Here is a 26,728-nt window from a genome sequence, read left to right as displayed (position 1 = left end):
TTAACCTTTCAGGCCGCCCACGGTCATGCCCTGCGTCAGCTGCCGCTGCACGCAGATGTACAAGATCAGGGTGGGCAGCATTACCAGCACAAGACCTGCGTACATGGTGCCGTACTGGGCGGCGCTCTGCTGCGCCTGCATCAGGTTCAAAAGACCTACCGGCAGGGTGCGGGGTGCCTTGGTGGAGCTCATCAGGGTCATGGAGATGATATACTCGTTCCAGAAGGACAGGAAGTTGAACAGGATAATGGTGATGATGGAGGGCTTTGCCATGGGGAAGATGATGCGGGTCATGGTGGAAAAATAGCTTGCACCGTCGATATAGGCGGCCTCCTCAAAATCGTGGGGCAGGGTGGCAAAGTAGCCCGACAGCAGGTAGATGGTAAAGGGCAGCGCGGTGGCGGCGTATACCACCGCCAGCACCACCAGATTGTTCAGCAGAAAGCCGCTGCCGAAATGGCCTTTCAGCCACGCATCGCCGTCCCGCAGCATCAGGAAGATGGGCACCACGATGTAGTTCACGTTGATGAACAAGCCCGCCATGAACAGGGTGTTCAGCACCTTGCACCCCTTGAAGTGGAAGCGGGACAGGCAGTAGGCGGCGGGCAGGGCAACGACCAGCAGCAGCGCCAGCGCCAGCGCGGTGACGATGACCGAGTTGAGCATATATTCGCCCATTTGGGCACCATTCCATGCGTTGACAAAGTTCTGCCAGTAAAACCCGGCGGGCAGTGCCCAGGGGTTGCCGTAGAACTCGGCATTCTGCTTGATGGAGGCCATGAACACCCATGCCACCGGCACGATGATGGTAACGGCCAGCAGAACCAGCACAAAATAGATGAAAAACTTGTACAGACCTTCCGCAGAGCGGGAAGATTTTTCGGTGGTATTCTGCATCTTCTTCCCTCCTTAAAATTCCAGCGTATCGCGGTTGGTGACCTTGTTGACACAGGCGGACAGGGCAAACGAGAACAGGAAGATTACCACGCCGATGGCCATGCTGTAGCCGTAAAGACCGGCGTCCTTCTGACTGTACATATAACTCAGCGCCACATCCGATGCGCCGTTGGGCCCGCCGCTGGTCATGGCCTTGACGAAGAGGAAGGCCATGTTGATGGTGGAGATGATAAAGAAGGTGAGGGTGGTGCGGATATTCGTCCAGATGAGGGGGATGGTGATCTGGAAGAACTGGGTCAGCCGCCCGGCACCGTCCAGATTGGCGCTCTCGTACAGGCTGATGGGCACGGCAGACATGGAGGCCATGTACATGACCATATAGTAGCCGATGGCCTGCCACACCATGGCAATGATGATGGAGGGGATGACCAGTTTTTCGCCCTTCCACAGGATGGGGTCGCTCATGTTGCGGAACAGGCCGATGATGCTGTTCAGCATGCCGTTTTCCGGCTTATAGATGGCAGAGAAGATGCCGGAGATGACGACCACCGACAGGATGTTGGGGATGTAGAAGATGATGCGGAAAAAGTTCTGGCCTTTGATCTTCTCCCGGGTGAGGATGGCGGCAAATACCAGTGCAAAGGCGAAGGTGATCAGGGTGACCACCACCACGAGCAGGATCATATTCTGCATGGAACGGATGAACTGGGCGTCCCGCAGCAGATGCTGGAAGTTTTTAAGCCCCACAAAGGTCTCGTTGGGAGAATAGGCACCCCGCTCATACAAACTCATGCGGAACACGTTGAGGGTGGGCAGGATCATAAAGAGGAAAAACAGGATGGTAGCCGGTGCCACACAGAGGAATACGAACCGTTTGCGGCTTTTATCCGTTCTCATAGGGGATTGACCGCTCCTTTCTTGATGGTACTGTACAGCCCAAAAAAGCGGAGGCGGTAAAAACCGCCCCCGCTGGGCAGGGCTTAATTACTCGATAATGTTGGCGCGCATCTGGTCGCTGGCGGACTTGATGCCGTCGATCCACTGCTGCTCGGTCATGCTGCCGGACACCAGAGAGTTGACAGGGTCGAAGAACACGGTGCGCACTTCCACGCCGGGGATGGCACTGAAGGCTGCAAAGTTGCCCATGGCGGCCTTTGCGCCGTTGTCGTAGATGGAGTAGAACATCTTGTTGTCGCCTTCCAGACTGTCGGCGATGCCCAGCACAGGCTGGATAGCGCCGCTCTCGGCAAACAGCTTGCAGGCTTCGTCGCTGTACAGGTAAGCCACGAACTGCTTGGCGGCATCCTGATGCTCGGCACCGGCGGGGATCCATGCCTGCTCGAACCAGGTGTAGCTGTAACCATCGCCGCCGGCCTTGACAGCGGGCAGGGCGGTCATGCCCCACTCAAAGCCGTCTGCACGGGGAGCCTCGGCCATCTCGCCCACGATCCAGGTGCCGTTGGGCATGAACAGGGCCTTGTTGTCCAGCACCAGCTGCTGGTTCTGGGTAAAGTCCTGATCGTTGGCCTGTGCGGGGGTGATGGGGTTGGTGTAGGAAGCCAGCTTTGCCACGATATCAAAGCAGGTCTTTGCCTCGGGGGTGTCCCAGATGCCCTCGGTGTAGTGGGTGGCCTTATTGAAGAACTCCGGGCCGCCGGCAGCGTACATCAGCGCATAGAAGAAGGCGTCGAAGTAGCCGGTGGTGGGGTAGGTGAACAGGTAGGTGCCCTCAGCGGCAGCCTTGTCGCCCAGTGCCCACATCTCGTCCCAGGTCTTGGGCACGTCCCAGCCCTTTTCCTTCAGGAAACCGGCGTTGTAGAACAGGCCGCAGGGGCTGTAGAACATGGGAGCCAGATAGGTCTTGCCGTCGCCGTAGGGGTTGGTCAGGGAGGTGTCGGTAAAGCCGCCGGCGATCTTCTCGCTCACCTTCTTGCTCTCGCCGGGCACGGTCATGCTCAGCACATCGGTGATGTCGGCGATCAGGTTGCCCTTGATGAACTGCTCGGTCAGAGCAGCTTCACGGCCGGTAGCCAGATGGACCACGTCGGGGTAGTCGCCGCCCTGCATGGAGGGGCCGATGACGTCCTCCAGCTTTTTGTCGGTGGTCAGGTCCACCTTGATGCCGGTCTGTGCGGTAAAGGCCTCGGCGACCTTCTTCCACATCTCAGCGCCGTAGCCGGTCTCAATGGCAGCAACCTTGATGGTGACATCCGCAGCCACTGCGGAAGAAGCAGCGGCAGAAGATGCCGTGCTGGACGCGGTGGAGCTGGCAGCACCACCACAGGCAGCCAGGCTCAGTGCAGCGGCACCCACGCCAGCCGCTTTCAGGAAATTGCGACGAGAAATGCGTTTCATAGTGTATCCTCCATCATAAAATTCCGTTCAAAACACAGCCGGGGCAAACAGGCTTCGTCCGAGAGGGCTGTGGTTTTTTCTGGTTCCAATATAGAGGTTTTTACGGTTCGCAACAAGGTCTTTGTTGTTTCGTTTTTTAGAAATATTGCTTTTTAGAAAATTCTTTCAGCAAAAGCACTAAAATTGGTCGGATTATTTTGGAACATTTCCCCCCTCTGTAACCGATTTGACATATTTTTGCACGCCATCAAAGGCAAAAGTATTGATCCTATCCAAAAATCAGGGCTTGCATTTTTTCTTCATTGCCTCTATAATAAGAAAAAACGTACGAAGCAACGCATCGTTTTTAGACTCGTATTTTTAGTATCTTGCTTTTATTTTTATGTTTTTTGTTCTTCGCCTCAAAAGGAGCCATTTATGAGTACCGAGCGATTTGATATCCGCCATGCTCCCGCTCCACGGGAATCCTTCCGGCTGCTGTACATCAGCAAAAGCAAATTCGGCGGCGATTGGAACAGCACTGCCCACACCCATTCCTGCACAGAGCTGTTCTACTGTCTGAGCGGAGAAGGTCAGTTTTATTTAAGCGGTCAGCTTTATCCGGTCAAACCGGATGATATGATTATCGTCAATCCGCAGGTAGAGCATACCGAGTTGAGCCTGAATGCTTCACCGCTGGAATACATTGTATTGGGCGTTGCTGGCATCGAGATCTTATTTGGAAAATCAGATTCTTCCTACGCCATATTCAACTGCCGGGAAAATCGGGAGCGGATGGTGACGCTGCTCCATATGCTGCTGGCCGAAGCAGACCGCAGTCTGGACGGCTGCGAAACGGTCTGTCAGGATCTGCTGGAAGTGCTACTCATCTGGCTGGTGCGGTGTACCACGCTTTCTTTGCAGGTAGAGGAAACGCCCCGCTCCGACAGCCGGGAGTGTGTAGAGATCAAGCGATATCTGGACAGCAACTTCCGGGAGGACATCTCGCTTGACCGTCTGTCAGAGATCGCACACATCAACAAATATTATCTGGCCCACACCTTTCAAAAAGAGTACGGCATCTCTCCGATCACCTATCTGAACCGCCGCCGCATTGAGGAAAGCAAATATATGCTGGGCAACACCGGTTACAGTCTGGCGCAGATCAGCGAGTTGATGGGCTTTTCCTCTCCCAGCTATTTTTCCCAATGCTTCCGCAAGGCGGAAGGCTTGACCCCAAATGAATACCGCCGTCAGGTGCGGCAGGGACAACGCCCTGCCCCGTCAAAACGGCATGAAGTATAACGAAAACGAGGAATTTATGATGAAATCCGTTACCCTTTCTCTGCTCCAGTCTGCTGCAAATGCCTTTGATTTTGGCGGGCCTGTGCTCTGCGATGCTCACCACTATGGTGAGGGGCATATCAACGACACCTTTGTGGTCTGGCGGGCAGATCATACCAAACGCTTTATCTTACAGCGCATCAACACCGATACCTTTACTAACCCGGTGGGCCTGATGGAGAATGTCTGCGGCGTGACCCGGCATTTACGGACAAAGATTCAGGCAGAGGGCGGCGACCCAGCACGGGAAACGCTGAATGTCATCCCAACTTTGTCGGGGTCGACTTGCTATCTGGATGCAGACGGCGGCGCATGGCGTGCCTACGACTTTGTAGAAGATACCATCTGTTTGCAGCAGGTCGGCAGCGAAACCGACTTCCGCACCGTGGCCGAGACACTGGGCAAATTCCAGAACCAGCTGGCCGATTATCCTGCTTCTACCCTCCACGAAACCATTGCACGTTTTCACGATACGCCCAACCGTTACGCAAACTTTGAAAAAGCTCTTGCAGCCGATGCACTGGGTCGAGCCAAAACCATTGCGCCGGAGATTGCTTTTATCCATGCACGGGAAAAGGACTGCCACGTTCTGCTGGATCAGCTGGCCGCTGGTGAGATCCCGCTGCGTGTCACCCATAATGATACCAAAATCAACAATGTTCTGCTCGATGAAGCCACCGGCAAAGGCATCTGTGTCATTGACCTCGACACCGTGATGCCGGGACTTTCGGCCTACGACTTCGGCGATTCCATCCGCACCGGTGCCAACGACTGCGCTGAGGACGAACCTGACCAGAGCAAAGTCCATTTTGACCTGCATCTGTACGAAGTGTTCGCCAAAGGGTATCTCTCCACTGCCGGGGCATCCATGCGCAGGGCAGAAAAAAAGAGCCTTGCATGGGGTGCAAGGCTCATGACGCTGGAATGCGGCATCCGTTTTCTGACTGACTATCTGGAGGGCGACCATTATTTCCATATTGCTCGCCCGGATCACAACCTCGACCGCGCCCGCACCCAGTTCACACTGGTGCGGCAGATGGAAGAGGTTTTCGATCAGATGCTGGAAATCGTCTGCCCGGACAATCGCTGATTTCGCAATCTCCTCCATTCGGATACAGCAAGAAGCATGGACGCTCTCCTTTTCGGGGGCGTCCATGCTTCTTTTTACAGCTTATCCCTACACACCCATCAAATCGTCCTTTGAGGACGCTGGGAGCGTCGAGGACATGATGCGCTGCAGCAAATCATGAAAGCCCTTTTCAGCCCTGACCAATCACAATCCCCCAATGGCTATCATTGTAGCTGTAAATAGAAAAAACAGCTCAAGCGGCCTCCTATAAGTCCTACTATCACCGCTTTGCCGCAATAATTTTTTTCAAATTATCTTGACGCACCGCTCAATGCGTGATATTCTCTGTCACAAATCCCGCTGCTTTTGTGGATTGGCTTGAAGCCATCCACAAGATGTGGTCGTGTTCATTTTGAACACTGCCTCACCGTGGATTATCCCTGAAAGATTAACCGCCCCGCAACACACCCGATTCATTTTGCCGCCGATTCACCCCGACAAAATCCATCGCTGCGCTGCTTGGGCGGTATTTTTCTTTATGAGAAACGTACCTTGAAAATTTCATAAGCCGACCGGACGTGATACCGACTTTCCGTCAACGCCGCTGCACAAACAGGGGCAGGAACTTCGTTCGGAGCAAACGGTGACCCTTTACATGAGCAGCACAACTTCTACTTGTTTTTGCGCCTTAAAAATTCGGAAACAATTACCCAGAAACGGTTTTGAGCGCAGCGGTAGAGGGCAAGAACCGTCCCGTGGCCACAAATTTTCAATTCTTGAAAATTTCCTGTCCATCCGGGACTTCACTTCTACAATGCGTCTGCATTTCCGAAGTGATCTTGTTGGGGTAACGCTTGTCGGGGCAAGGCCCCTCCATCTTGCTTGCGCAAGACCGCGCTGCCGCTTAAAAGCCCCACCGGGGCTTTCATTGCTCCGCTGCGCTTCGCAAGCGCGGTCCAACCCCAAACCCTGCTCATCATTCGTGCCTTACGGCACGAATGGAACGGCGTGTCGTGCTTACATAACTTCACCGAGGAGTTATCGAACAGACAGGAGGTACAATGACCAAAACGAATGTTCAACTGACCCCTAGCAATTCCCAGCGCCACGACACGCCGAACAACAAAACGCACATCATCAAGTTCCGTGTGACAGCGGAGGAAAAAGCGTCACTGGAACTCACTTGCAAACTCCTGAATCTCTCCCTCTCCACTTTTATCCGCCGAGCCATTCACAACGTCAAAATCGAGAAAACGGTCATCGTTGCCGGCGGCGGTGAAGAAACCCTGACCGCTGTTTCCACCCTGCTTGCTCAGTGCAGCAAGGTGGGCGGCAACCTGAACCAGCTTGCAAGGCACTTCAATTCCGGCGGTGCAGACACCGAACAGATCCGGGCGAAACTCCTTGACGAACTTGCAGACCTGACCGCATTTCGGCTGCACGCCGAGAAAGTTCTGGGTGAACTGTATGGCAACGCTCAAGCATATCGCCTCTAAGAACTCGGACTACACCGCCATTGAAGCGTACCTGATCTACCAACACGATGAGTTCACCGGAAAGCAGCTTCTGGATGAACAGGGCAAGCCGAAGCTGCGGGAATCCTACCTGCTCGACACCCTTGAGTGCGGTGATTTCTCATTTGCAACGGCCTGTCTGCTGGCAAACCGCAAGTATGGCAAGAACACCCAGCATGGTGATATTAAAAGCCACCAGTATATCATCAGCTTTGACCCAAGAGATGCAGCCGACAACGGCTTGACCATGGAAAAGGCACAGGCACTTGGCCTGAAATTCTGCGAAGAAAACTTCCCCGGTCATCCCGCCATCGTCTGCACTCACCCCGATGGGCACAACCATTCGGGAAACATCCATGTCCACATCGTGATCGGCAGCATCCGAATGCGAGAAGTGGAACGCAAGCCCTATATGCAAAAGCCCCGCGACTGGTGTGAGGGTATGAAGCACTCCAGCACGGCCCAGACCATGCGGCACTTGCGTGTCGAGGTCATGGAGCTGTGCGAAGGTGCTGGACTGTACCAGATCGACCTGCTCAACGGCTCGAAGGTTCGTGTGAGCGAGCGCGAATACTGGATGAAACAGCGAGGTCAACTGAAACTCGACCATGAAAACGCTGCCCTGCTCGCAACAGGTCAGCAGCCCACACAAACGAAGTTTGAAACCGCAAAAGAAGTCTTGCGGAGACAGATTTCGGAGGTTCTCAATGTTGCAACGAGTTTTGAAGATTTCTCGGACAGGCTCTTGCAGCAGTACGGCATTGCCGTCAAGGAAAGCCGTGGACAACTCAGTTACTTGCCTTCCGGCAGAACGAAGTTCATCCGGGCGAAACATCTCGGTGACAAGTTCGATAAGGCAGCAGTGCTTTCCACGTTGCAGGTAAACACCGAACGAAAACCCAAGGCGCAGTTCAAGCAGGATACCATCGGGAAACCGATCGACATCCAGTCGAAGATGACCGAGGGCAAGGGCATCGGCTATAAGCGTTGGCTCACGAAACACAATCTCAAAGTTATGGCACAGACCGTGAAGCTTCTGCAGGAAAAGGGCTTGACCGACGAGGACGCCCTGAACCAGCGCATCACCGAACTGGAAACCAAGTACCACGACTCGCTGGCGGTGGTGAAAGACCTTGAAGGTCGCATGAAGGCCAACAAAGAACTGCGCTATCAGGTCGCAGCCTACACCAGTACCAAGAATGTTGCCCAGCAGTTAAAGACCGCCAAGCGCCCCGCAGTCTTTGAGGAACAGCATCGTGCAGAGCTGACAGCGTACCGGGCGGCAGCAGCCTATTTCAAAGCAAACAACATCACAAAGCTGCCCAACCCGAAAAAGCTGGAAGCCGAGTATGCGCAGTTGGCATCCGAAAAGGCAAAGTTCTACGAGCAGTACAAGGAAGCTAAGGAAGAACTGCTCAAACTGAAAACCGCAAAGCAGAATGTTGCGTCCTTTTTCCGGGAGGAAGAACCGGCGCAGCAGGAGAGATAAAGGAGTGTGCGTATGATCAATCTGAAAATCGACCCGGAGTTCCAGTCCCAGATTCCCCCTCTGACCGATGATGAATTTAAGCAGCTTGAAGAAAATATCCTGAAAGAGGGCAAGCTGCTCTCTCCTTTGATTGTCTGGGGTAATACCCTTGTTGATGGACACAACCGTTATGCGATTCTTCAGAAACATCCCGAAATCTCTTTCTCCACCATGCCGCTCCCGTTTGAAAGCAGAGAAGAAGTTCTCGCTTGGATCTGCAAGAACCAGTTGGGGCGGCGCAACCTCACGCCGGAGCAAAAGAAGTTTCTGATGGGCAAGCAGTATTCCTCTGAAAAGCGTACCGAGGCATTTCGCGGCAATCAGCATACTGCAAAGAAATCTGGCAGTGTTCAGTCTGAACACAACCAGAAGCCTATGAAAACCTGTGAGCGCATCGCACAGGAAAATCACAGCAGCGCAAGTTCAGTCCGCCGGGCAGAATACTATGCCCACGGCGTTGACGTTGCGGATGAACTGTCTCCCGGTTTCCGTGATCGGTTCTTCCGCGAGGAACTGCACATTCCCGATTATCTTCTCGAAAATCTCGGCAAGGCCAAGCCCGAAGAACAGGCTGAAATTTTTGAGGAAATCAAGAATTATGTGCCGAAGCCGAAGAAAGTCAAGCCTAACAAAGTGACGGTGAAGCAGGCAGAGAAAGCCGCCAGCAACACCATTGATGAAAGCTATGATGTTCCCCAAAAGTTTCTCGAACTATACTACCGGCTCCACAATGCTGAATCTCTCATGCGAAAGAGTTGGGAAGTTACGTTCGACTTGAACCCGAAACTTCTTACGCATCCGGAACAGGTCAAGGTTCTTCGCTTTGCCCTGAAGCCTCATCTTGAATTTTTGAAAACGCTGGATGAAGTTCTTGCAGAATCCAGCGATGAATCCTCTAAAACGGCATAACGACAGGCACTTGTAAGCCATCAACGGGCCACCAGCCGCAAGTGCAGGGCGGAAACTATCCGCGCCCCTGCGCCTGATAAAAATTGAAACTTTGATTTTCTCGCCCAAATTTGCCACGGTGGGACGATCAAAGGAGCGTGCGTTTGAACAAAAAGAAAAAGTCCACAAACTCTTCCCCCTATCCCGATGAAGTCATTGACCGTCTGGCACGGGCATTCTACCCGGCCATCCTTGCCTGCTGGAACAGCGAGGAAGGCCAGCGGGAGTTTGCTGCATGGCAGGCGGAACAGGCTCATCTTGCAGGAAAAGAAAAACAGGAAGTTCCCGCCGCTGGGGAACTCCCTGTTGTACATATCGCTATCGTCTGTGGCTTTTGGCAGGGTGCGTCCGGGTGGGCGCACCCTGTTTTTGTTTTATACCTTAATTGAAAAAAATTTCGTTTCATACTGCAAATCACTTTATATATTTAGTTATTGCTCGATACAGACTTTTGCAGCGAGCATCCCACAATCTAGCAGGTTCATGGATAGAGCATTGATCCACCCTAAAAAGTTTATGAAAGTCATCTAAAAAACCAACATAAACAGGAATGTTATAATACAAAAAACATTTTTGATTTGTGAACTGATCTCCGGTTATGTCAATAATAATAGCATCTTTTAAGTTATAGTATTTTCGCAGTAGCATTACATCATTATCTTCATTATAAACACTTATCAGACTTTTATACTTTCTGTCAGCATCTGAATTATCAGTTGTCACTGTTACAGTGTTTACAAGAACCAGCCATGCGTGTGATTGGGTACCTTTTTGACCACAGACATAATATGTGTAAATATCATGCTGTGCCAAATACTCAGCTAAAAGATCGCTTGTATCTCCACAGCATCCTTTGGGAAATCGAGGAAATGCAAAGTCATTATCAAATTCACCAGCATCTTTTGCTATCTCAATTGCACCACGGAAAGAAGTTGCCAAAACTTTTATTTTATCTAATTCATACGCTTCCATATGCTAATACCTCTTCTGAAACAAAATAAAGCCTGTTGCTATGATATCTAGTTTTCGCTACATTGTCAATTCTTCAGTAAAATCGCAGAATATTCATTTCACAAAATTTGTTTCAGATATTTCTCCGGGTCACCATTCAGAATCAAATCTGCATACGCCAGTGGGTCATTGTAGATGAGGTAGTCCAATTCTGCCCTCTGCACCATAGTCACGTCCAGCGCATCCTCGACCCCGGTGCAGTCGATGGAAATTTTTCTCCCATCCCGGAGCAGCAGTTCCACGCAGCCGGTGTCCATGTTGAATTTACAGGCTCTTTCATCGTACTTCACATTCATGTCCTCCTGAAATCATGTTGTGGCTTATGTCGGTCAATCTATGATTTCGGATTTTATCTTCCACGGACACCTGCATGGAACTTGTCGGGGCAAAGCCCCTCCATCTGCTAACGCAGACCGTTCCGTCGCTTAAAAGCCCCACTGGGGCTTTCATTGCTTCGCAAACGCTAATTTTCCGAAGAAAACAAATAATCCGAACCCATCTCCTATCGGAAACAAGTTCGGATTATTTTTGTTTGGTCCGAGTGGCGAGAATCGAACTCACGGCCTCTTGAACCCCATTGTGCTCCACTCGCGGACACATTGGTCAAAACAGCACACACTATACGCTATATCACCAATTTTCGAATTCGTTTTTTCATTCTATTTCGTTTGATGTCAAGACGTTTCATTCCTTTTGTGGTCAAATTGTGGTCAAACGACCCCGACAAATGACTTTTCTCCCCCGGCTAAGTTACATCGCGCAATTTCGATTTTCATCAATCGAAGTTGCGCTTTTTGTTTGCACGAATTATCTATAAGGAGGATTTGTCAACCATGTCAATGAATCATCGTTGTTTTTTCATCCTTGACAGAATTGTATGACCCTTGACTACTTTTACGGACAGGCCGGAGAACTCTTTTCGTTCTTCCGCATTCCCAAGGCTCTTTTTCAGGAGCAGCGGTTTCAAAATCTGTCAACCGATGCAAAGACCCTGTACGGCATCCTGCTTGACCGCATGAGCCTTTCTGTTAAAAATGAATGGTTTGACCAAAAAGGCCGAGTGTTCATCATCTTCACGATTGAGGATGTCAAGAGGACTTTGCGTTGCGCAGACAACAAAGCGACCAGACTGCTCCGGGAACTTGAAGGATTTGGTTTGATTGAACGAAAACGTCGAGGGCAAGGAAAGCCATGTTTGGTGTATGTGAAAAACTTTTCGGCAGAATCTTCAAAGGAGAGTGTCAAGAATCGTGATAATGACGATTCTTGTGGCTCTAAAATCACTTGTCAAGACCCGGTAAAATCACGAGGTATTAAGAAGAAAGAAAATAAAACAGAGATGAATAATACGAATCCTATCCTTTCCGATGAATCGGAGAAGATGAAGAATCGTAAACTGCTCGAAGAATTTTTTTCACATTCTTTAGAGATAGACCTTCTGCTCCGGCTTTACCCGGACGATGAGGACACCATCTATCAGATCGTAGATTTGCTGGTGGACACCTGTTCCACCAACCGCAAGCTGCTGCACATCGCCGGGGATGATAAGCCCGCCGAGGTGGTACGCAGTCGGTTTATGAAGCTGAACGCTGACCATATCCGCTTTGTGCTGAAGTGCCTTGCAGAGAACAGCAGCCCAATCCGTAACATGAAACAATATCTGCTCGCTTCTCTGTACAATGCACCGACTACAATGCAGCTTTATTATCAGAACCAAGCCAATCACGACTTGAATATCAGGGGGTGATAGAAATTTCAAAGAAAGCAACCACGATAGCCATCGTCAACCAGAAAGGCGGCACCGGCAAGACCACCACCTGTGAAAATCTGGGCATCGGGTTGGCAATGGAGGGCAAAAAAGTCCTGTTGGTGGATGCTGACCCGCAGGGGTCACTTACCATCAGCATGGGCTGGCAGCAGCCCGATGAACTGCCCACTACCCTTTCCACCCTGATGGCAAAAGCTATGAACGACCAGCCCATTCCGTCCGGTGAGGGTATCCTGCACCATGCAGAGGGCGTTGACCTGATCCCGGCTAATATCGAACTGGCAGGGCTGGAAGTGTCCCTTGTCAACTGCATGAACCGGGAAAAGATGCTCAAACAAGTGCTGGAAGGTGCAAAGCACGAGTATGATTTCATTCTGCTGGACTGCACCCCTTCCCTTGGGATGCTGACCGTGAATGCACTGGCAGCGGCAGACACCACCCTGATTCCCGTGCAGGCGCAGTACCTGTCTGCAAAGGGTCTGGAACAGCTTTTGCAGACGGTGCAGAAAGTCCGGCGGCAGATCAACCCGAAACTAAAAATTGAGGGCATCCTGCTGACTATGACTGATAACCGCACCAACTATGGACAACAGATCGACAACCTGATTCGGGGAGCCTACGGCAGCAAGATCAAGGTGTTTGACCAGACCATTCCCCGGTCTGTCCGTGCTGCGGAAATCAGTGCAGTGGGCAAAAGCATTTTCCAGCATGACCCCAAAGGCAAGGTGGCAGAAGCCTACCAATCTTTGACGAGGGAGGTGTTGGCTGATGCCGAAAAACAGCTTAAACGTGTCGCTGAAAGGGGCAGATGACATTTTCTCCACCGAGGAATCCCGGCAGGAACAGCAGAGAGAGCAGGTGCAGCAGATTCCCATCGAAGAACTGTTTCCCTTCAAAAAACACCCCTTTAAGGTCTTGGATGACGAGTCCATGCAGCGCACCGTAGAAAGCGTAGAGCAGTACGGCGTGCTGTCTCCACTGATTGCCCGTCCCCGCCCCGAAGGTGGCTATGAGATCATCTCTGGGCACCGCCGCCAGCACGCAGCCCAGCTTGCAGGGCTGGATGCCCTGCCGGTCATCGTCCGCAATATGGATGATGATGCCGCTGTTCTGCTTATGGTGGACTCGAATCTCCAACGTGAAAACATCCTGCCCAGTGAACGGGCTTTCGCCTACAAAATGAAGCTGGAAGCTCTAAAAAATCAAGGTGCTAGGTCGGATTTAACTTGTGGCCAAATTGGCCACAAGTTAAATGGTGCAAAAGCGCGAGATATTGTCGCTGATGAATCAGGTGACAACGCTCGAAATGTCCAAAGGTTTATCCGCTTGACCAGCCTTATCCCGGAACTGCTGGACATGGTAGACGAAAAGAAAATTGCCTTTAATCCCGCTGTGGAGTTGTCGTATCTCGACACGAACCAACAGCGGGATTTTTTAGAAGCCATGGAGGACACCCAGAATGCGCCGTCCCTTTCCCAAGCGCAGCGGCTTAAAAAGCTGGCTCAGGAAGGGCACTTTTCGTATGACGTTGCCTTTGCGGTCATGGGAGAGGAGAAAAAAGACGAGCTGGACAAGGTGGTCATCAAAAACGACACCCTGCGGAAATACTTTCCTCGCAGCTACACCCCGAAACAGATGGAGGACACCATCATCAAGCTGCTGGAACAGTGGCAGCGCAAACAGCAGCGGCAGAACGAACGCTGACTTATACCGTAACGCAAGACCCGATGGGGTCTTTTTCTTTTGCAATCAAAAGGAGAAAAGCCTATGAAAAACAACGCTACCCGTACTATCCGCTCCGAAGAGATCACCATTGATGTGCGTATCTGCGCTGCGCTGGCGGCAAACCGGGGCGGTGAGGTCTACCTCGCAGCCATTGCCCCGGATATGGAACTGACCATCATCACGCTGGACGAGGCTCCGGGCATCCTGCCCTGCTTTGAGGAGGATGATGCCTGCCTGAACCTTCCCAACACCTCGCTGCTGCTCTGCTACAACCCGGCGCAGGTTCTGAAGATGGGCGGCAAGCACTACCTGACCGGCCCGGTGATTCTGGCTCGCACCAACATGGATGGCGAAGTCATCTCGCTGACCATTGATGAGGTCTACCTGTTTCAGAAGTATCTGGCAAGCCACAGCATCACCCTGATGGCAGACGACCAAAAGCTGCCCTGCATCTGCATGGACTGAGGTGTGCCATGCTGAACTTTTTTATCGGTTTCGCATTTTTTGAAGCAGGTGTCTTTTTCGGCTTCTTCGTGGCGGCTCTGTTGAACGCCGCCCGTGTCGGGCAGGAGATCTCTATCAAATTCGAGGAGGACGATAATGGAACAGAACGAGAGCACCTTGTCGGTGCTGAAAATTGCACCGGGACAGTATCCGCAGCAGGTCGAGATCGATAACGACCTGAAAGCCTTGCAGCAGGCGGTGGGCGGCTCCATCGGCGCAAGCTACCCCTTTGCCGATGACCCGGTCGCCATCGTCTACAACGATAACGGCAAGCTCATGGGACTGCCGTTGAACCGTGCCCTGCGGGACGAGGACGGGCAGATGTACGATGCCGTTGCCGGGACTTTTCTGGTGGTGGGACTGGGCGAGGAGGATTTTGCATCCCTGACCCCGGAACTGGCGCAGAAGTACGAGCAACTTTTCCATCAGCCGGAAGCCTTTCTGAAGCTGGGCAATCGCCTGCTGGTGCTGCCAGTGCCCGATGAACCTCCGGCAGAAAAGCCCCACACCAAGCCCCCGGCAGAGCATGACCGCTAAAAGCATCCTGCTGCATGGGAGGTGATGGCAGTGCAGGAAGAAATCGAACAGAAATCCTTCAACCTGATGATCTCCACCACGAAATTGTCTGCCCGGACTGTCCTGCGGGCGGTAAAGGCGGCGTATCGGCTGTACCAGTCCAAGGCATCCCAAGGCAAGCAGAGCGTCCGTACCCTTCTGCGGCAAAACCGTGGCGTATCCAGCGTGGAGATCAGCAAAACCGGCATCCGTGGTTTGGAACGCTACGCCAAAAAATACGGCATCGACTACGCCATCCGCAAGGACACCTCCGAGGTGCCGCCCCGGTATCTGGTCTTTTTCAAAGCCCCGGATGCAGAAGCATTTCAATCCGCGTTCAAGGAATACTCGGCATCTTTGCTGAACAAAGATAAACGCCCCTCGGTGCTGGCACGATTGCAGGAGCTGATGCAGGCGGCAGCAGAACTCCCCGGCAAAGTCCGGCACAAGGAACAGGAGCGTGGGCTGTGACTACAAAAAAGCTGACAAAGCTGCTGGCGCTCTATCTGCCCTATATTTTGCTAGGTCTGGTTGCAACCAACTTTGGCGAAGCATGGCGGCTTGCCGAGGGCAAAGAACTGGGCGAACGCATTATGTCCATGATGGGCACCATCCCGGCGGCGTTTGCGAACCCTCTGCCCAGCCTGCATCCGCTTGATTTGCTGGTGGGTTTGTGCTGCGGCGCAGGGTTACGGCTGGCGGTCTATCTGCGTGGCAAAAATGCAAAAAAGTACCGCCACGGCATGGAATACGGCTCTGCCCGGTGGAGTACGCCCAAGGACATTGAGCCGTTCATGGCCCCCAAGTTTGCCGACAACATCATCCTGACCAAAACAGAACGGTTGATGATGAGCAACCGTCCGCCTGACCCCAAGAATGCCCGGAACAAAAATGTGCTGGTGGTGGGCGGCTCCGGCAGCGGCAAGACCCGGTTTTGGCTGAAACCGAACCTGCTTCAGTGCCACAGCTCGTATGTTATAACAGACCCGAAAGGCAGTATTGTGGTCGAGTGCGGGAACGCCCTCCTGAAGAACGGCTACAAGCTGAAAATTCTGAATACCATTAACTTTTCCAAGAGTATGCGCTACAACCCCTTTGCCTACGTCCACAGCGAAAAGGACATTTTGAAGTTGGTGACAACGCTGATGACCAACACCAAGGGGGAAGGGTCTGGTGGAGACCCCTTCTGGGAGAAAAGTGAACGTCTTTTGCTTACTGCCCTGATCGCTTATCTGCATTATGAAGCCCCCGTGGAGGAGCAAAATTTCGCCACTCTGCTGGAAATGCTGAACACCATGCAGGTGCTGGAGGACGACGAGGAATACCAGAATCCGGTGGATCTGCTGTTTGAAGAACTGGCAAAAAAGAAGCCCAACAGCTTTGCCGGGCGGCAGTATAAACTTTACAAGCTGGCTGCCGGCAAGACCGCAAAATCCATCCTGATCTCCTGCGGCGCACGGCTTGCGCCCTTCGATATTCAGGAACTGCGTGACCTCACCATGTACGATGAGCTGCAACTGGACACGCTGGGCGATAAGAAAACGGCGCTGTTCCTCATCATGTCGGACACGGATTCCACCTTCAACTTCCTCATCAGCATGGTCTACACCCAGCTTTTCAATCTGCTGTGCGACAAGGCAGACGATGTGTACGGTGGAAAGCTGCCCATCCATGTGCGGTGCCTCATCGACGAGTGTGCCAACATTGGCCAGATTCCGCAGCTGGAAAAACTGGTGGCAACCATCCGCAGCCGTGAGATCTCCGCCTGCCTTGTTTTGCAGGCGAGAAGCCAGTTGAAAGCTATCTACAAGGACAACGCAGATACCATCGTGGGCAACATGGACAGCCAGATTTTCCTCGGCGGCAGCGAGCCTACCACCCTGAAAGACCTGTCTGAAATGCTGGGCAAGGAAACCATCGACAGCTACAACAATTCCGATACCCGTGGCAATAGCCCAAGCTATGGCACCAACTACCAAAAACTTGGACACGAATTATTGAGCCGGGACGAGCTTGCGGTGCTGGACGGCGGCAAGTGTATTTTGCAATTGCGTGGTGTCAGACCGTTTCTTTCTGACAAGTACGATCTGACCCAGCACCCTAACTACAAGCTGACCTCGGACTACGACGCCAAAAACATCTTCGATATTGAAAAGTATCTGAACCGAAAAACAAAAATCCACCCCGGTGATGAGTTCATCGTGGTGGACGCTGATTCGCTCCCGTCTGCCTGACCCGGTAGGCGGTTTTATTTTTATCCCGGCTAGAAAGGTGCACCAGAAAATCAGCCTTGCTGCGGTTATGCAGCGTAAAACTACAAGATTTTGGGTGTGTACAAATGACCGGAAACGCTTTATAATAAAGGAGAAAAGACTATGGAATTCTTCAACTCTGCTATCGAAGTTCTTCAGACTCTGGTCGTGGCTCTGGGTGCCGGTCTCGGCGTGTGGGGTGCAATCAACCTGCTGGAAGGTTATGGTAACGACAACCCCGGCAGTAAGAGTCAGGGCATGAAGCAGCTCATGGCTGGCGGTGGCGTTGCGCTGGTCGGCATTACCCTGATTCCCCTGCTGAGCGGTCTGTTCGGTTAAGAACAGCGGGCGGCGGTTGCCGCTCGGTACATACTATAATAGGGAAAGCCATAGCAACTATCTCACATACAGAAGGTGAAGCAGATGAGCGAGATTTTATTGTATCATGGCAGTAAAGAAGAAGTTGTCTATCCCGAAATCCGCATCACACGGTATACAAAGGACTTTTCTTGGGGATTCTACTGCACGAACAACTATCAGCAAGCCTACCGCTGGGCAGACCGCCGTTCTGCCGATGGCCTTGTGAACGTCTATCGCTATGCAGAAAATCCCGACCTGAAGATCCTGCGTTTCCCTGAAATGTCGGACGAATGGCTGGATTTTATTGCAAGATGTCGTGCAGGCGAAACCCATCCCTACGATATTGTGGAGGGACCCATGGCAGACGACACCATTTGGGATTACGTCAACGGATTTACGTCCGGGCAGATCAGCCGTGAAGCATTTTGGGCCTTGGCGAAATTCAAGCATCCAACACACCAGATCAGCTTTCATACCGTAAACGCTTTGCACTGCCTGACCTTTGAGAGGAGTGAATCCATCCATGACCGAAAAGCAGAAAAATGATATTCTCTATGTTTGCAGCCTGATTGAGACCATCGCCCGCAAGACCAAAAATCATCGGCAGGATGTGATCCGCCACTTCACAAAAGCCGACATCGAACGGCAGCTCCGGCTGGCAGAAGTAAACCACTGCCTGTCCTTTGAGCAGGTTTCAGATGAGCTGATTGAAGATCTCAACATCCCGGATGGGGATTTTGATACTGTTGCAGAGTGCCGCTATACGGCCCCTTCTGCAACCTCCATCGGAATGCTGTATCAGGGGCTGGTGCTGTCCACCATGAAGGATGAGGATGCTGCACAGGCAATTCTGGATGTTTTTTCGTCGTTTATCACGGATGAGATCTCTGATTTCAATTCCAACGTGTACTACACCAATCCTGATTATCTCCGCTGCTCCTATCTGGAGGGCAAAATGCTTGCATAACTGAATTATTGTCCTATGCCGATTGCCAAAAAGCAGTCGGCATTTTTGTTTTCATCGGCTTCTGAGGCGATTATTCCATACGGCGGCTTGAGCAGCAGCGGAAAGCCCTCTGCGGTTTGCAGGTTTATTGAATGACCGTGCCCCAAGCTGCGTTTTTATCCACCCATCAATGAAAGGCGGTGTCTTATGCAGTTTTTGACCCACATTATTTTTCTCCTGAACCTTCTCAAGACCCTTATCAACCACTTCAGCTAAGGACGGTGACTGCTGAATGGAAACCGTTCTCAAAGCCATTGCCGACTGGATCAAAGGCATCCTGACGGCAGGCATCATGTCAAATCTCAGCGGCCTGTTCGACGATGTGAACACACAGGTTGGCAACATCGCACAGCAGGTGGGCACCAAGCCCTCCAGCTTTGAGCCGAGAGTATTCGCCATGATCGAAGCCCTCTCCCGGAACGTGGTGCTGCCCATTGCAGGCATCATCCTGACCTTCATCGCCTGTTATGAACTGATAGAAATGATCACTCAGCACAACAACATGGCACAGTTTGAGCCTGCCCTCATCATGCGATGGATCTTCAAAACGGCGGTGTCGGTCTGGCTCATCTCCAACACCTTCGATATCGTAATGGCAGTGTTCGACATCACCCAGAAAGTAGTGTCCGATTCCAGCAGCATCGTTGCCGGAAATACCCGTGTCAACGACATCGGGCTTTCCATGCTGCAATCCAGCTTGATGCAGATGGATGTTGGCCCCCTGTTCGGGCTTTTCCTGCAAAGTTTCTTCATCGGCATCACCATGCGGATATTGAGCATCGTGATCTTCGTCATTGTCTACGGAAGAATGATTGAAATTTACTGCATGGTAAGCCTTGCGCCCATCCCCATGGCAACCTTCGGCAACCACGAGCAGAGCCACATGGGGCAGAACTACCTGAAATGCCTGTTTGCACTGGGCTTTCAGGGCTTTCTCATCCTCATCTGCGTGGCGATTTACGCAGTGCTGATACAGAGCGTGGCGATTTCCGGGGATGCCATCAACTCCATTTGGAGCATTGTGGGCTATACCGTTCTGCTCTGTTTCAGTCTGTTCAAGACCAGCTCCGTGACGAAATCAGTCCTCGGAGCGCACTAAAGGAGGTGCTTTATTGGCTGCGTATATTTCCGTTCCCCGTGACCTGACGAAAGTGAAATCGAAGGTCGCATTCAATCTGACGAAACGGCAACTGCTTTGTTTCGGCACAGCGGCTCTCATTGGAGTGCCGCTGTTTTTTGTTCTCCGGGATTCTGGCGGCAACACTGCCGCCACCCTCGGCATGATGGCGGTGATGCTGCCTATGTTCTTTCTGGCCATGTACCAGAAAAACGGCCAGTCCGCTGAAAAGATTCTGCGGTACTACTTTCAGGCGCGTTTTGTTCGCCCGAAGGTGCGTCCGTACAAGACCAACAACTACTATGCGATTTTGATGAAGGGAGGCATGACCCATGATTCCGTTTCTGAAAAAGAATAAGGACGGCAAAAAGCCGCCCAAGTCCACGGTGCCCCGGACCGCCCAGCAGTCCATCCCCATGCAGCGAATGTTCGAGGATGGCACCTGCCGGGTGAAGCCCAACTACTACACCCGCACCATCCAGTATCAGGACATCAATTATCAGCTCGCCCAGCAGGAGGATAAGACGGCGATTTTCGAGGAATGGTGCAGTTTTCTGAACTTCTTCGATTCCAGCATCAAATTTGAACTGTCCTTTGTGAACATGGCAACCGACAGCACCGAGTTTGAAAAGAGCATCCGTATCCCGTTCCAGAAGGACGGCTTTGACGATGTTCGTGCGGAGTATTCCCAGATGCTGCGCCAGCAGCTTGCCAAGGGCAATAATGGTCTGACCAAGACCAAATTCATCACCTTCGGCGTGGAGGGCGAAAGCATGGCGCAGGTCAAGCCCCGGCTCGACCACATCCAGAACGATTTGCTCAACAACTTTCACCGGCTGGGGGTGCAGGCAAAGCCCCTGAACGGTGTCCAGCGGCTGAAACTCATGCACGATATGTTCAACATGGACGGTGCCAGCAAGTTTCATTTCGACTGGAAAGACCTCGTAAAAAGTGGGCTTTCGGTGAAGGATGCTATTGCACCCACCGCCTTTGCCTTCAAAAACTCCCGGACATTCCAGATGGGCGGCATCTACTGCGCCGCCAGCTTTTTGAGCATCACGGCATCCGACATCAGCGACCAGCTTTTGAAGGACTTTCTGGACATGGATTCCAGCCAGATCGTCACCATGCACATTCAGAGTGTCGATCAGAACCGTGCCATCAAGACCGTCAAGCGCACCATCACCGAACTGGACCGCAGCAAGATCGAGGAACAGAAAAAAGCCATCCGTGCCGGGTATGACATTGACATCATTCCGTCAGATTTGGCGACCTACGGCAGAGATGCCAAGGCTCTTTTGAAGGAATTGCAGAGCCAGAACGAGCGGATGTTCCTTGTCACCTTTCTGGTGCTGAACACCGGGCGCACGGAACAGGAACTGGAAAACAACGTTTTTCAGGCATCCAGCATTGCACAGAAGCACAACTGCAACCTGTGCCGCCTTGACTTTCAGCAGGAGCAGGGGCTGATGAGCAGCCTGCCGCTGGCAGATTGCCAGATCGAAATTCAGCGAGGGCTGACCACCAGCAGCACGGCCATTTTCATCCCGTTCACCACGCAGGAACTGTATCAGTCCGGCAAAGAGAGCCTGTACTATGGGCTGAATGCCCTGTCCAACAACTTGATCATGGTGGACCGGAAGAAGCTGAAAAACCCCAACGGCCTGATCCTCGGCACTCCCGGCTCTGGCAAAAGTTTCTCAGCAAAGCGTGAAATTGCAAACGCCTTTCTGGTGACGGATGATGATATTATTGTCAATGATCCTGAGGGAGAGTATTCTCCGCTGGTGAATCGGCTGAAAGGTCAGGTCATCAAAATCAGCCCCAACAGCACCCAATTTATCAACCCCATGGACATCAATGCCAACTACTCCGAGGAAGATAACCCGCTTTCCCTGAAAGCCGACTTTATCCTTTCCCTCTGTGAACTGGTGGTGGGCGGCAAGGAAGGTCTGCTGCCGGTGGAGAAAACGGTCATTGACCGCTGTGTGCATCTGATCTACCGCAAATATTTTGCGAACCCCTGCCCGGAGAATATGCCCATCCTTGAGGACTTATACAACGCCCTGCTCCAACAGGACGAAAAAGAAGCCCACCATGTTGCCACGGCTCTGGAAATCTACGTCAAAGGCTCCCTGAACCTGTTCAACCACCGCACCAATGTGAACGTCAACAACCGTATCGTCTGCTATGACATCAAGGAATTGGGCAAGCAGATGAAGAAGCTCGGTATGCTCATTGTACAGGATCAGGTGTGGGGGCGTGTTACGGCAAACCGCAGCAGCGGCAAATCCACCCGGTATTATATGGATGAGATGCACCTCCTCTTAAAAGAGGAGCAGACCGCCGCTTATTCTGTCGAGATTTGGAAGCGTTTCCGCAAGTGGGGCGGCATCCCGACTGGTTTAACGCAGAACGTGAAAGACCTTCTTTCTTCTCGTGAGGTCGAGAATATTTTTGAAAATTCGGACATGATTATCATGTTGAATCAGGCCGCTGGTGATAGGCAGATTTTGGCGAAGCAGCTCAACATCTCGCCCCACCAGCTTTCCTATGTCACCCACTCCGGCGAGGGCGAAGGGCTGCTGTTTTTCGGAAATGTCATTCTGCCGTTTGTGGACCGTTTCCCCACCGATCTGGAACTCTACCGCATTATGACCACCAAGTTGGGTGAAGTCTCGGAGGGCGCGCAGAAATGAGTGAACCGAAGCTGAACATCAAAGAGGAAACGTCCGCAAAAAAGACTCGTTCTCCCCCGAAGAAAACCAAGGTGGAGCAGTCGGTGCCTAAAAAGAAAAAGCTGAAAACCGATGCGGAAAAGGCGGCAGAGAAAGCCCAGCACCTGCGGTTTGGCAAGGCGGAACTGACCCCGGACGAACTGAGACGGTTGAGCAAGGCGCAGAAGCGTGAAATGTACGCCGCCCATGCCGCTCGCTCTGCGGTGCATCGGGAGGTTGACCAGTACGAGGACGACAATGTGGGCACGCAGGCGTTGAGCGAGGGCGAAAAAGCGGCAGGAAATGTTCGTGATATTTCCAAAAGCCGCTATGCCCGGAAGCTCAAGAAGAAAGCCAAGATGCAGGGCAAGAAAAGCTCCAAAACCTCTAAATCTTCCGCATCGGAGCCGACTGCGGCACAAGATGCAGGTGCATCCGGCACCGGCGAGGGCAGTTCCAACTGGCTTTCCCGGTGGCGGCAGAAACAGGACATCCGGCAGAGCTATTATGCCGCCGCCCGTTCGGGCACAGCGGCGCAGACCGCAGGCGGTAAGGCGGCATCCAACGGTGCATCTGCCGCCCGGTCCGGCGTGGAACAGGCTGTTGAGAAGGGCAAAACCGCCGTCAGCACCGCCGTGAAAGGGCTGATAAATGCCGCCAAGGGCAACGCGCACGTTCTGGTGATCGTGGGCGTTTTTCTTTTGCTCATCCTCATGGTCATGTCTGGTTTTTCCTCCTGCGGCATCCTCTTTTCGGGCGGTACACAGGTATCCGGGCAGACCATGTACTCTGCCGAGGATCGGGACATCCGGGGCGCAGAACAGGACTACAAGAAGCTGGAAAAGGAACTGGATAAAAAGATCAAGCGCACTCCCACTGACCATCCCGGCTACAACGAGTATCAGTACCACCTTGACCCCATCGAGCATGACCCGTGGCAGCTCACCTCTTTTCTCACGACTTTGTATGACGATTACACCCGGTCGGAGGTGCAGGGTAAGCTAAAGGAGACCTTCAAAAAGCAGTACAAGCTTACCACATGGGTGGAGGTGCAAACTCGGTATATGACGGTCTGGGTCATGACTCCGGCAGGCATCCCGGTTCCCACGCAGGTTCCCTACGAGTACCGCATCTTCCACACCAAGCTGGTGAACCGTGGCTTGGAAGTGGTCATTCGGGAAGAACTGAATAACGACCAATGGAAACGGTACGAGATTTTCCAAGATACCTTGGGTGGTCGGCCTTATCTATTCAACGGCGGATTGCCGCCCGGTGGCTCCGATGGCTCCGGCACACCCGGCATCGACTATCAGGTTCCGGCAGAAGCACTGACGGACAGCGAGTTTGCCGCCATCTACAAGGAAGCCCAAAAGTATGTGGGCACGCCTTACGTCTGGGGCGGTTCCTCCCCGGAAACAGGCTTTGACTGCTCCGGCTACGTCTGCTGGGTGTACAACCAGAACGGCTACGATGTGGGGCGCACTACCGCCAACGGCTTGTGGAATAAGAGCCAGCACATCAGCGAGGCCGAAGCAAAGCCCGGTGATTTGGTCTTTTTCAAAGGCACCTACGACACCCCCGGCATGAGCCATACCGGGATCTATCTGGGCAACGGCATGATGGTGTCCGCTGGCGACCCCATCAAGTATGCAAACATTCACTCGTCCTACTGGGAGAAGCATCTCGCCGGGTTCGGACGGCTTTCAAAATGATTGGAGGAATTACTATGAGCGAAAAACTGGATAAGTTGCGGGCAACGCTCAAGAAAGAGCAGGAGCGCCGCATCAAGCTGAATAACCGCATTGCGGTTTTGGAGCGTCGGATTCAGGAGGAAGAAGCCGCTGAGGTCAGCAGCATGGTACGCACGGCTAATGTGACCCCGGAACAGCTCGCCGCCCTGCTGCGGCAGTCTGCTAACACTACCCCGAACCCGGCTGCGCTGTCCGCTGTGGGTGCAACTATTGATAAGGAGGAATCCGATAATGAAGATGATGAATAAGTTCTGCTCCCTGATGCTGTCGGCGGTGCTGTGCGCTGGCATGGCAGCTCCCGCCTTTGCCTTTGAGGGCGAAGCTGCCCCGGTGGAGCAGCCGGTTCTGCCGGAGGTGGTGGAGGATATTGTCACCATTACGGACGAAACCTCTGGTGCCCTGACCCCGGAGGGCAATCTGACGCTGGTGGACGATTACCACACCAATTATTCGGATGGCAGCGGACAGCAGTTCATTACGCTGGTGTCGAAGTCCGGCAACACCTTCTATCTGGTCATCGACCGCAACGCCAAGGGGCAGCAGACCGTCCACTTTATGAATCTGGTGGACGAAGCCGACCTTCTGGCATTGATGGAAGAAGATGCTGCCGATGCTTATACCGCTGAAAAGGAAGCGGCGGCGCAGGCGGAACGGGATAAGCTGAAAGCCGAGGAAGAAGCCAAGAAAGCCGCAGAAGAAGCGGCGGCATCATAAGAAGAAAGCAATTACGGAACACTGGCAGTTTTGCCCCAAGTGCAACTTAAAACTTTATCGAATGACCGCCGACTGCACTGGATTCATCCATATAAAATGCTGGCGTTGCCGGAAAATGTTATGGCTCGACCTTTCCATTCGGGCCAAGTAAACATCAGTTTTATAAAACAATCGGGTGCACTGCACTCTGAATATGGACTGTTAGCACCGAGCAACGGGCCATTGCCATAAGGCAATGTATGAAACGTAGCACCAAATGGCCGGGCAGCAGCTTGACTGAAAGATTTTCGCTTGAAAATCCTTCGGTTGGCTGTTGTCCGGCTATTTTTTATAGCTTCAGATGGCCTGCTCCCGAAAAGGAGCAGGTTTTATGTTTGCCCTCTTTTCGTGGCTGCCCCAGATGGCGAAATATCCGTAGTATCTCCAAATTTTCGACATTTCACGTTTTATCGAAAATTTGGAGGTTACACATGGGCTTTAATTATGGTTTGGAAAAGAAGAACTTTGACCGTCAGTGGGCTATCATGCGCAAGCAGTATGAGGAAGCTGGCATGAGCATTGAAGTGATTCAGGCAATGTATGAGTATGACTGGTCTGTTTTCAATGCTGCACGTTCTTACCAGAACCACACGCAGGAAATCGCCGCTCCGTCCTTTGAGCAGGGCGAAGAAGCCTACTCGCCCCTTATGAACAAGTATCAGGAAGCCATTTCTATTACCGAACACTATCGTGAAACCAAGAGCCGCTTCACATGGATTGGTGAGATCGAGGACGAACGACTGCTGTCTGCGCTGGAAAATTTGTCGGATGCAGACCTTGAGCTGATTACTCTGTACGCCTATGAAGAATATGACACCGTTGAAATTTCTAAAGTATTTGGCACAACAAAGCAGAATATTAGTAAGAAAATCCGCAGAATTACTAATTTTATCAAAAACTTTCAAATTGAGGTTGTCTGAAAGGCGTTTTCGATGCCTACCAAGTGAAAGGACAATTCACCAGACGGCGAAAGCCGCTGAACGAAATGTCTGCACTCATGTTCTTTGAAAACTGAATAGTTCCGTCATCTGGTACTCCGATAATGATACTTCCGTAATTCGCGGCCCGGTCACAAAGCAGACGGGGTGGCTGAAATGCCAATGGAGCGGTACAAGTCCGCTGCCAGATGTTTATGCCCCACTCGCAGGGAGCCGAGGGCGAATATGCGAGACCTTAACTTATTAAATCAGGCGTGGCCGAATGCTGTTTTCGGTCTTCGTCCACGCCTGTTCTTTTTACTTATTCCATATATCCACATTTTCGTCCTACATAGGAGGTTTTATGAACGAGAACGACCGTACCACCTTAGAGCAAGCGATCTACGAGGAAATGGAACTGACCCCGGAAATGATCCGGTCTATCCGCACGCTCTGCGGTGTCTGCCTTTGCAGCTTTGTAGAATCCAAGGCGTTCAAAATCGCCATTGTTCCCAGCGCAGACCGGAGCATGGACACTTGCACAGTCTGCCAGACCCGGCGCGGTCATGACTACGTTGTGATGAACCGCTGAACAAACACACCGCCCACTGCCAAGGAGGTGCAGCGGGCGGTGTACATATTGTAAAAGGAGGGCAGC

Annotated in this window: 28 protein-coding genes and 1 pseudogene; 24 read left to right on the top strand and 5 right to left on the bottom strand. The window is 52.3% G+C overall.

The window, feature by feature from the left end:
• The 3 genes from ACGHUK_RS04100 to ACGHUK_RS04090 form a co-directional block, all read right to left on the bottom strand.
• Window positions 1–897, bottom strand: a complete 897-nt coding sequence (locus ACGHUK_RS04100; RefSeq protein ID WP_097774693.1) for a carbohydrate ABC transporter permease — start codon at window positions 895–897, stop codon at window positions 1–3.
• Between the two features lie 12 nt (window positions 898–909).
• A complete protein-coding gene (locus ACGHUK_RS04095) occupies window positions 910–1,794 on the bottom strand; it encodes a carbohydrate ABC transporter permease (RefSeq protein WP_390575135.1) in 885 nt (294 codons plus the stop codon).
• An 87-nt stretch (window positions 1,795–1,881) separates the two neighbouring features.
• On the bottom strand, window positions 1,882–3,252 hold the full coding sequence (locus tag ACGHUK_RS04090) for a carbohydrate ABC transporter substrate-binding protein (protein ID WP_390575133.1): 1,371 nt from the start codon (window positions 3,250–3,252) through the stop codon (window positions 1,882–1,884).
• A 417-nt stretch (window positions 3,253–3,669) separates the two neighbouring features.
• On the opposite strand from ACGHUK_RS04090, the gene ACGHUK_RS04085 reads away from it, so the two are divergent.
• From ACGHUK_RS04085 to ACGHUK_RS04060, 6 genes are all read left to right on the top strand, one after another.
• The gene (locus ACGHUK_RS04085) at window positions 3,670–4,536 is read left to right on the top strand and encodes a helix-turn-helix domain-containing protein (RefSeq protein ID WP_390575131.1); all 867 of its coding nucleotides are present in this window, start codon (window positions 3,670–3,672) and stop codon (window positions 4,534–4,536) included.
• Window positions 4,537–4,555: 19 nt separating this feature from the next.
• Complete coding sequence (locus ACGHUK_RS04080; RefSeq protein WP_390575772.1) at window positions 4,556–5,665, top strand: phosphotransferase enzyme family protein; 1,110 nt, start codon at window positions 4,556–4,558, stop codon at window positions 5,663–5,665.
• 1,040 nt (window positions 5,666–6,705) lie between these two features.
• Entirely contained in the window at window positions 6,706–7,140 is a 435-nt protein-coding gene (locus ACGHUK_RS04075; RefSeq protein ID WP_005930640.1) for a plasmid mobilization protein, read from the top strand.
• Window positions 7,112–8,647: a relaxase/mobilization nuclease domain-containing protein gene (locus tag ACGHUK_RS04070; RefSeq protein ID WP_390575128.1), complete on the top strand. Its 1,536-nt coding sequence runs from the start codon at window positions 7,112–7,114 to the stop codon at window positions 8,645–8,647. The genes ACGHUK_RS04075 and ACGHUK_RS04070 overlap by 29 nt, the downstream gene beginning before the upstream one ends.
• 12 nt (window positions 8,648–8,659) lie before the next feature.
• Window positions 8,660–9,595, top strand: coding sequence for a hypothetical protein (locus tag ACGHUK_RS04065; protein WP_390575125.1), 936 nt, complete (start codon window positions 8,660–8,662; stop codon window positions 9,593–9,595).
• Window positions 9,596–9,732: 137 nt separating this feature from the next.
• The gene (locus ACGHUK_RS04060; protein WP_390575122.1) at window positions 9,733–10,023 is read left to right on the top strand and encodes a transposase; all 291 of its coding nucleotides are present in this window, start codon (window positions 9,733–9,735) and stop codon (window positions 10,021–10,023) included.
• A gap of 25 nt (window positions 10,024–10,048) precedes the next feature.
• Here the strand turns inward: ACGHUK_RS04060 and ACGHUK_RS04055 are convergent, their stop codons facing one another.
• Together ACGHUK_RS04055 and ACGHUK_RS04050 are read right to left on the bottom strand one after the other, a co-directional pair.
• A complete protein-coding gene (locus ACGHUK_RS04055; RefSeq protein ID WP_317421650.1) occupies window positions 10,049–10,606 on the bottom strand; it encodes a hypothetical protein in 558 nt (185 codons plus the stop codon).
• Window positions 10,607–10,704: 98 nt separating this feature from the next.
• Entirely contained in the window at window positions 10,705–10,935 is a 231-nt protein-coding gene (locus tag ACGHUK_RS04050; protein ID WP_390575120.1) for a DUF6061 family protein, read from the bottom strand.
• A 587-nt stretch (window positions 10,936–11,522) separates the two neighbouring features.
• Here ACGHUK_RS04050 and ACGHUK_RS04045 point away from each other — a divergent pair.
• The 18 genes and pseudogenes from ACGHUK_RS04045 to ACGHUK_RS03960 all read left to right on the top strand — a co-directional run bounded on the left by ACGHUK_RS04045 (window position 11,523) and on the right by ACGHUK_RS03960 (window position 26,662).
• Complete coding sequence (locus ACGHUK_RS04045) at window positions 11,523–12,392, top strand: DUF6017 domain-containing protein (protein WP_390575117.1); 870 nt, start codon at window positions 11,523–11,525, stop codon at window positions 12,390–12,392.
• The gene (locus ACGHUK_RS04040) at window positions 12,392–13,225 is read left to right on the top strand and encodes a ParA family protein (protein WP_390575769.1); all 834 of its coding nucleotides are present in this window, start codon (window positions 12,392–12,394) and stop codon (window positions 13,223–13,225) included. The genes ACGHUK_RS04045 and ACGHUK_RS04040 overlap by 1 nt, the downstream gene beginning before the upstream one ends.
• Window positions 13,182–14,117, top strand: a complete 936-nt coding sequence (locus tag ACGHUK_RS04035; RefSeq protein ID WP_390575115.1) for a ParB/RepB/Spo0J family partition protein — start codon at window positions 13,182–13,184, stop codon at window positions 14,115–14,117. Before ACGHUK_RS04040 ends, ACGHUK_RS04035 begins: the two co-directional genes overlap by 44 nt.
• Before the next feature lie 63 nt (window positions 14,118–14,180).
• Window positions 14,181–14,603, top strand: a complete 423-nt coding sequence (locus ACGHUK_RS04030) for a hypothetical protein (protein WP_390575113.1) — start codon at window positions 14,181–14,183, stop codon at window positions 14,601–14,603.
• Between the two features lie 135 nt (window positions 14,604–14,738).
• Window positions 14,739–15,179: a DUF3846 domain-containing protein gene (locus tag ACGHUK_RS04025; protein WP_390575111.1), complete on the top strand. Its 441-nt coding sequence runs from the start codon at window positions 14,739–14,741 to the stop codon at window positions 15,177–15,179.
• A gap of 30 nt (window positions 15,180–15,209) precedes the next feature.
• Window positions 15,210–15,668 (top strand): PcfB family protein, encoded by a 459-nt coding sequence (locus tag ACGHUK_RS04020; protein ID WP_390575110.1) that lies wholly within the window; start codon window positions 15,210–15,212, stop codon window positions 15,666–15,668.
• The gene (locus tag ACGHUK_RS04015; protein ID WP_390575108.1) at window positions 15,665–17,431 is read left to right on the top strand and encodes a VirD4-like conjugal transfer protein, CD1115 family; all 1,767 of its coding nucleotides are present in this window, start codon (window positions 15,665–15,667) and stop codon (window positions 17,429–17,431) included. Before ACGHUK_RS04020 ends, ACGHUK_RS04015 begins: the two co-directional genes overlap by 4 nt.
• Before the next feature lie 141 nt (window positions 17,432–17,572).
• Window positions 17,573–17,788, top strand: coding sequence for a Maff2 family mobile element protein (locus tag ACGHUK_RS04010; protein ID WP_055186938.1), 216 nt, complete (start codon window positions 17,573–17,575; stop codon window positions 17,786–17,788).
• Between the two features lie 84 nt (window positions 17,789–17,872).
• Window positions 17,873–18,355, top strand: a complete 483-nt coding sequence (locus ACGHUK_RS04005; protein WP_390575106.1) for a DUF3990 domain-containing protein — start codon at window positions 17,873–17,875, stop codon at window positions 18,353–18,355.
• Window positions 18,333–18,776: a hypothetical protein gene (locus tag ACGHUK_RS04000; RefSeq protein WP_390575105.1), complete on the top strand. Its 444-nt coding sequence runs from the start codon at window positions 18,333–18,335 to the stop codon at window positions 18,774–18,776. Before ACGHUK_RS04005 ends, ACGHUK_RS04000 begins: the two co-directional genes overlap by 23 nt.
• Window positions 18,777–19,047: 271 nt before the next feature.
• Window positions 19,048–19,914, top strand: coding sequence for a VirB6/TrbL-like conjugal transfer protein, CD1112 family (locus ACGHUK_RS03995; protein ID WP_390575103.1), 867 nt, complete (start codon window positions 19,048–19,050; stop codon window positions 19,912–19,914).
• Between the two features lie 13 nt (window positions 19,915–19,927).
• On the top strand, window positions 19,928–20,290 hold the full coding sequence (locus ACGHUK_RS03990; protein ID WP_390575100.1) for a PrgI family protein: 363 nt from the start codon (window positions 19,928–19,930) through the stop codon (window positions 20,288–20,290).
• Entirely contained in the window at window positions 20,265–22,631 is a 2,367-nt protein-coding gene (locus ACGHUK_RS03985; RefSeq protein WP_390575098.1) for a VirB4-like conjugal transfer ATPase, CD1110 family, read from the top strand. Before ACGHUK_RS03990 ends, ACGHUK_RS03985 begins: the two co-directional genes overlap by 26 nt.
• Entirely contained in the window at window positions 22,628–24,361 is a 1,734-nt protein-coding gene (locus ACGHUK_RS03980; protein WP_390575095.1) for a C40 family peptidase, read from the top strand. Before ACGHUK_RS03985 ends, ACGHUK_RS03980 begins: the two co-directional genes overlap by 4 nt.
• Window positions 24,362–24,375: 14 nt before the next feature.
• On the top strand, window positions 24,376–24,648 hold the full coding sequence (locus tag ACGHUK_RS03975) for a DUF4315 family protein (protein WP_390575094.1): 273 nt from the start codon (window positions 24,376–24,378) through the stop codon (window positions 24,646–24,648).
• A pseudogene (locus tag ACGHUK_RS03970) lies at window positions 24,632–25,111 on the top strand (DUF4366 domain-containing protein); the annotation flags it as partial. The gene ACGHUK_RS03975 and the pseudogene ACGHUK_RS03970, both read left to right, overlap by 17 nt.
• 473 nt (window positions 25,112–25,584) lie before the next feature.
• Window positions 25,585–26,073, top strand: coding sequence for a sigma-70 family RNA polymerase sigma factor (locus tag ACGHUK_RS03965; protein ID WP_390575092.1), 489 nt, complete (start codon window positions 25,585–25,587; stop codon window positions 26,071–26,073).
• Between the two features lie 361 nt (window positions 26,074–26,434).
• On the top strand, window positions 26,435–26,662 hold the full coding sequence (locus ACGHUK_RS03960; protein WP_015538297.1) for a hypothetical protein: 228 nt from the start codon (window positions 26,435–26,437) through the stop codon (window positions 26,660–26,662).
• Window positions 26,663–26,728 lie beyond the last annotated feature (66 nt).

Origin of the sequence: Faecalibacterium sp. i25-0019-C1 (assembly GCF_042854225.1) — a bacterium.
Classification (GTDB): Bacteria; Bacillota; Clostridia; order Oscillospirales; family Ruminococcaceae; genus Faecalibacterium; species Faecalibacterium taiwanense.
The sequence above is the reverse complement of the archived record's forward strand: the minus strand, read 5'-3'. Positions and strand labels throughout refer to the sequence as shown.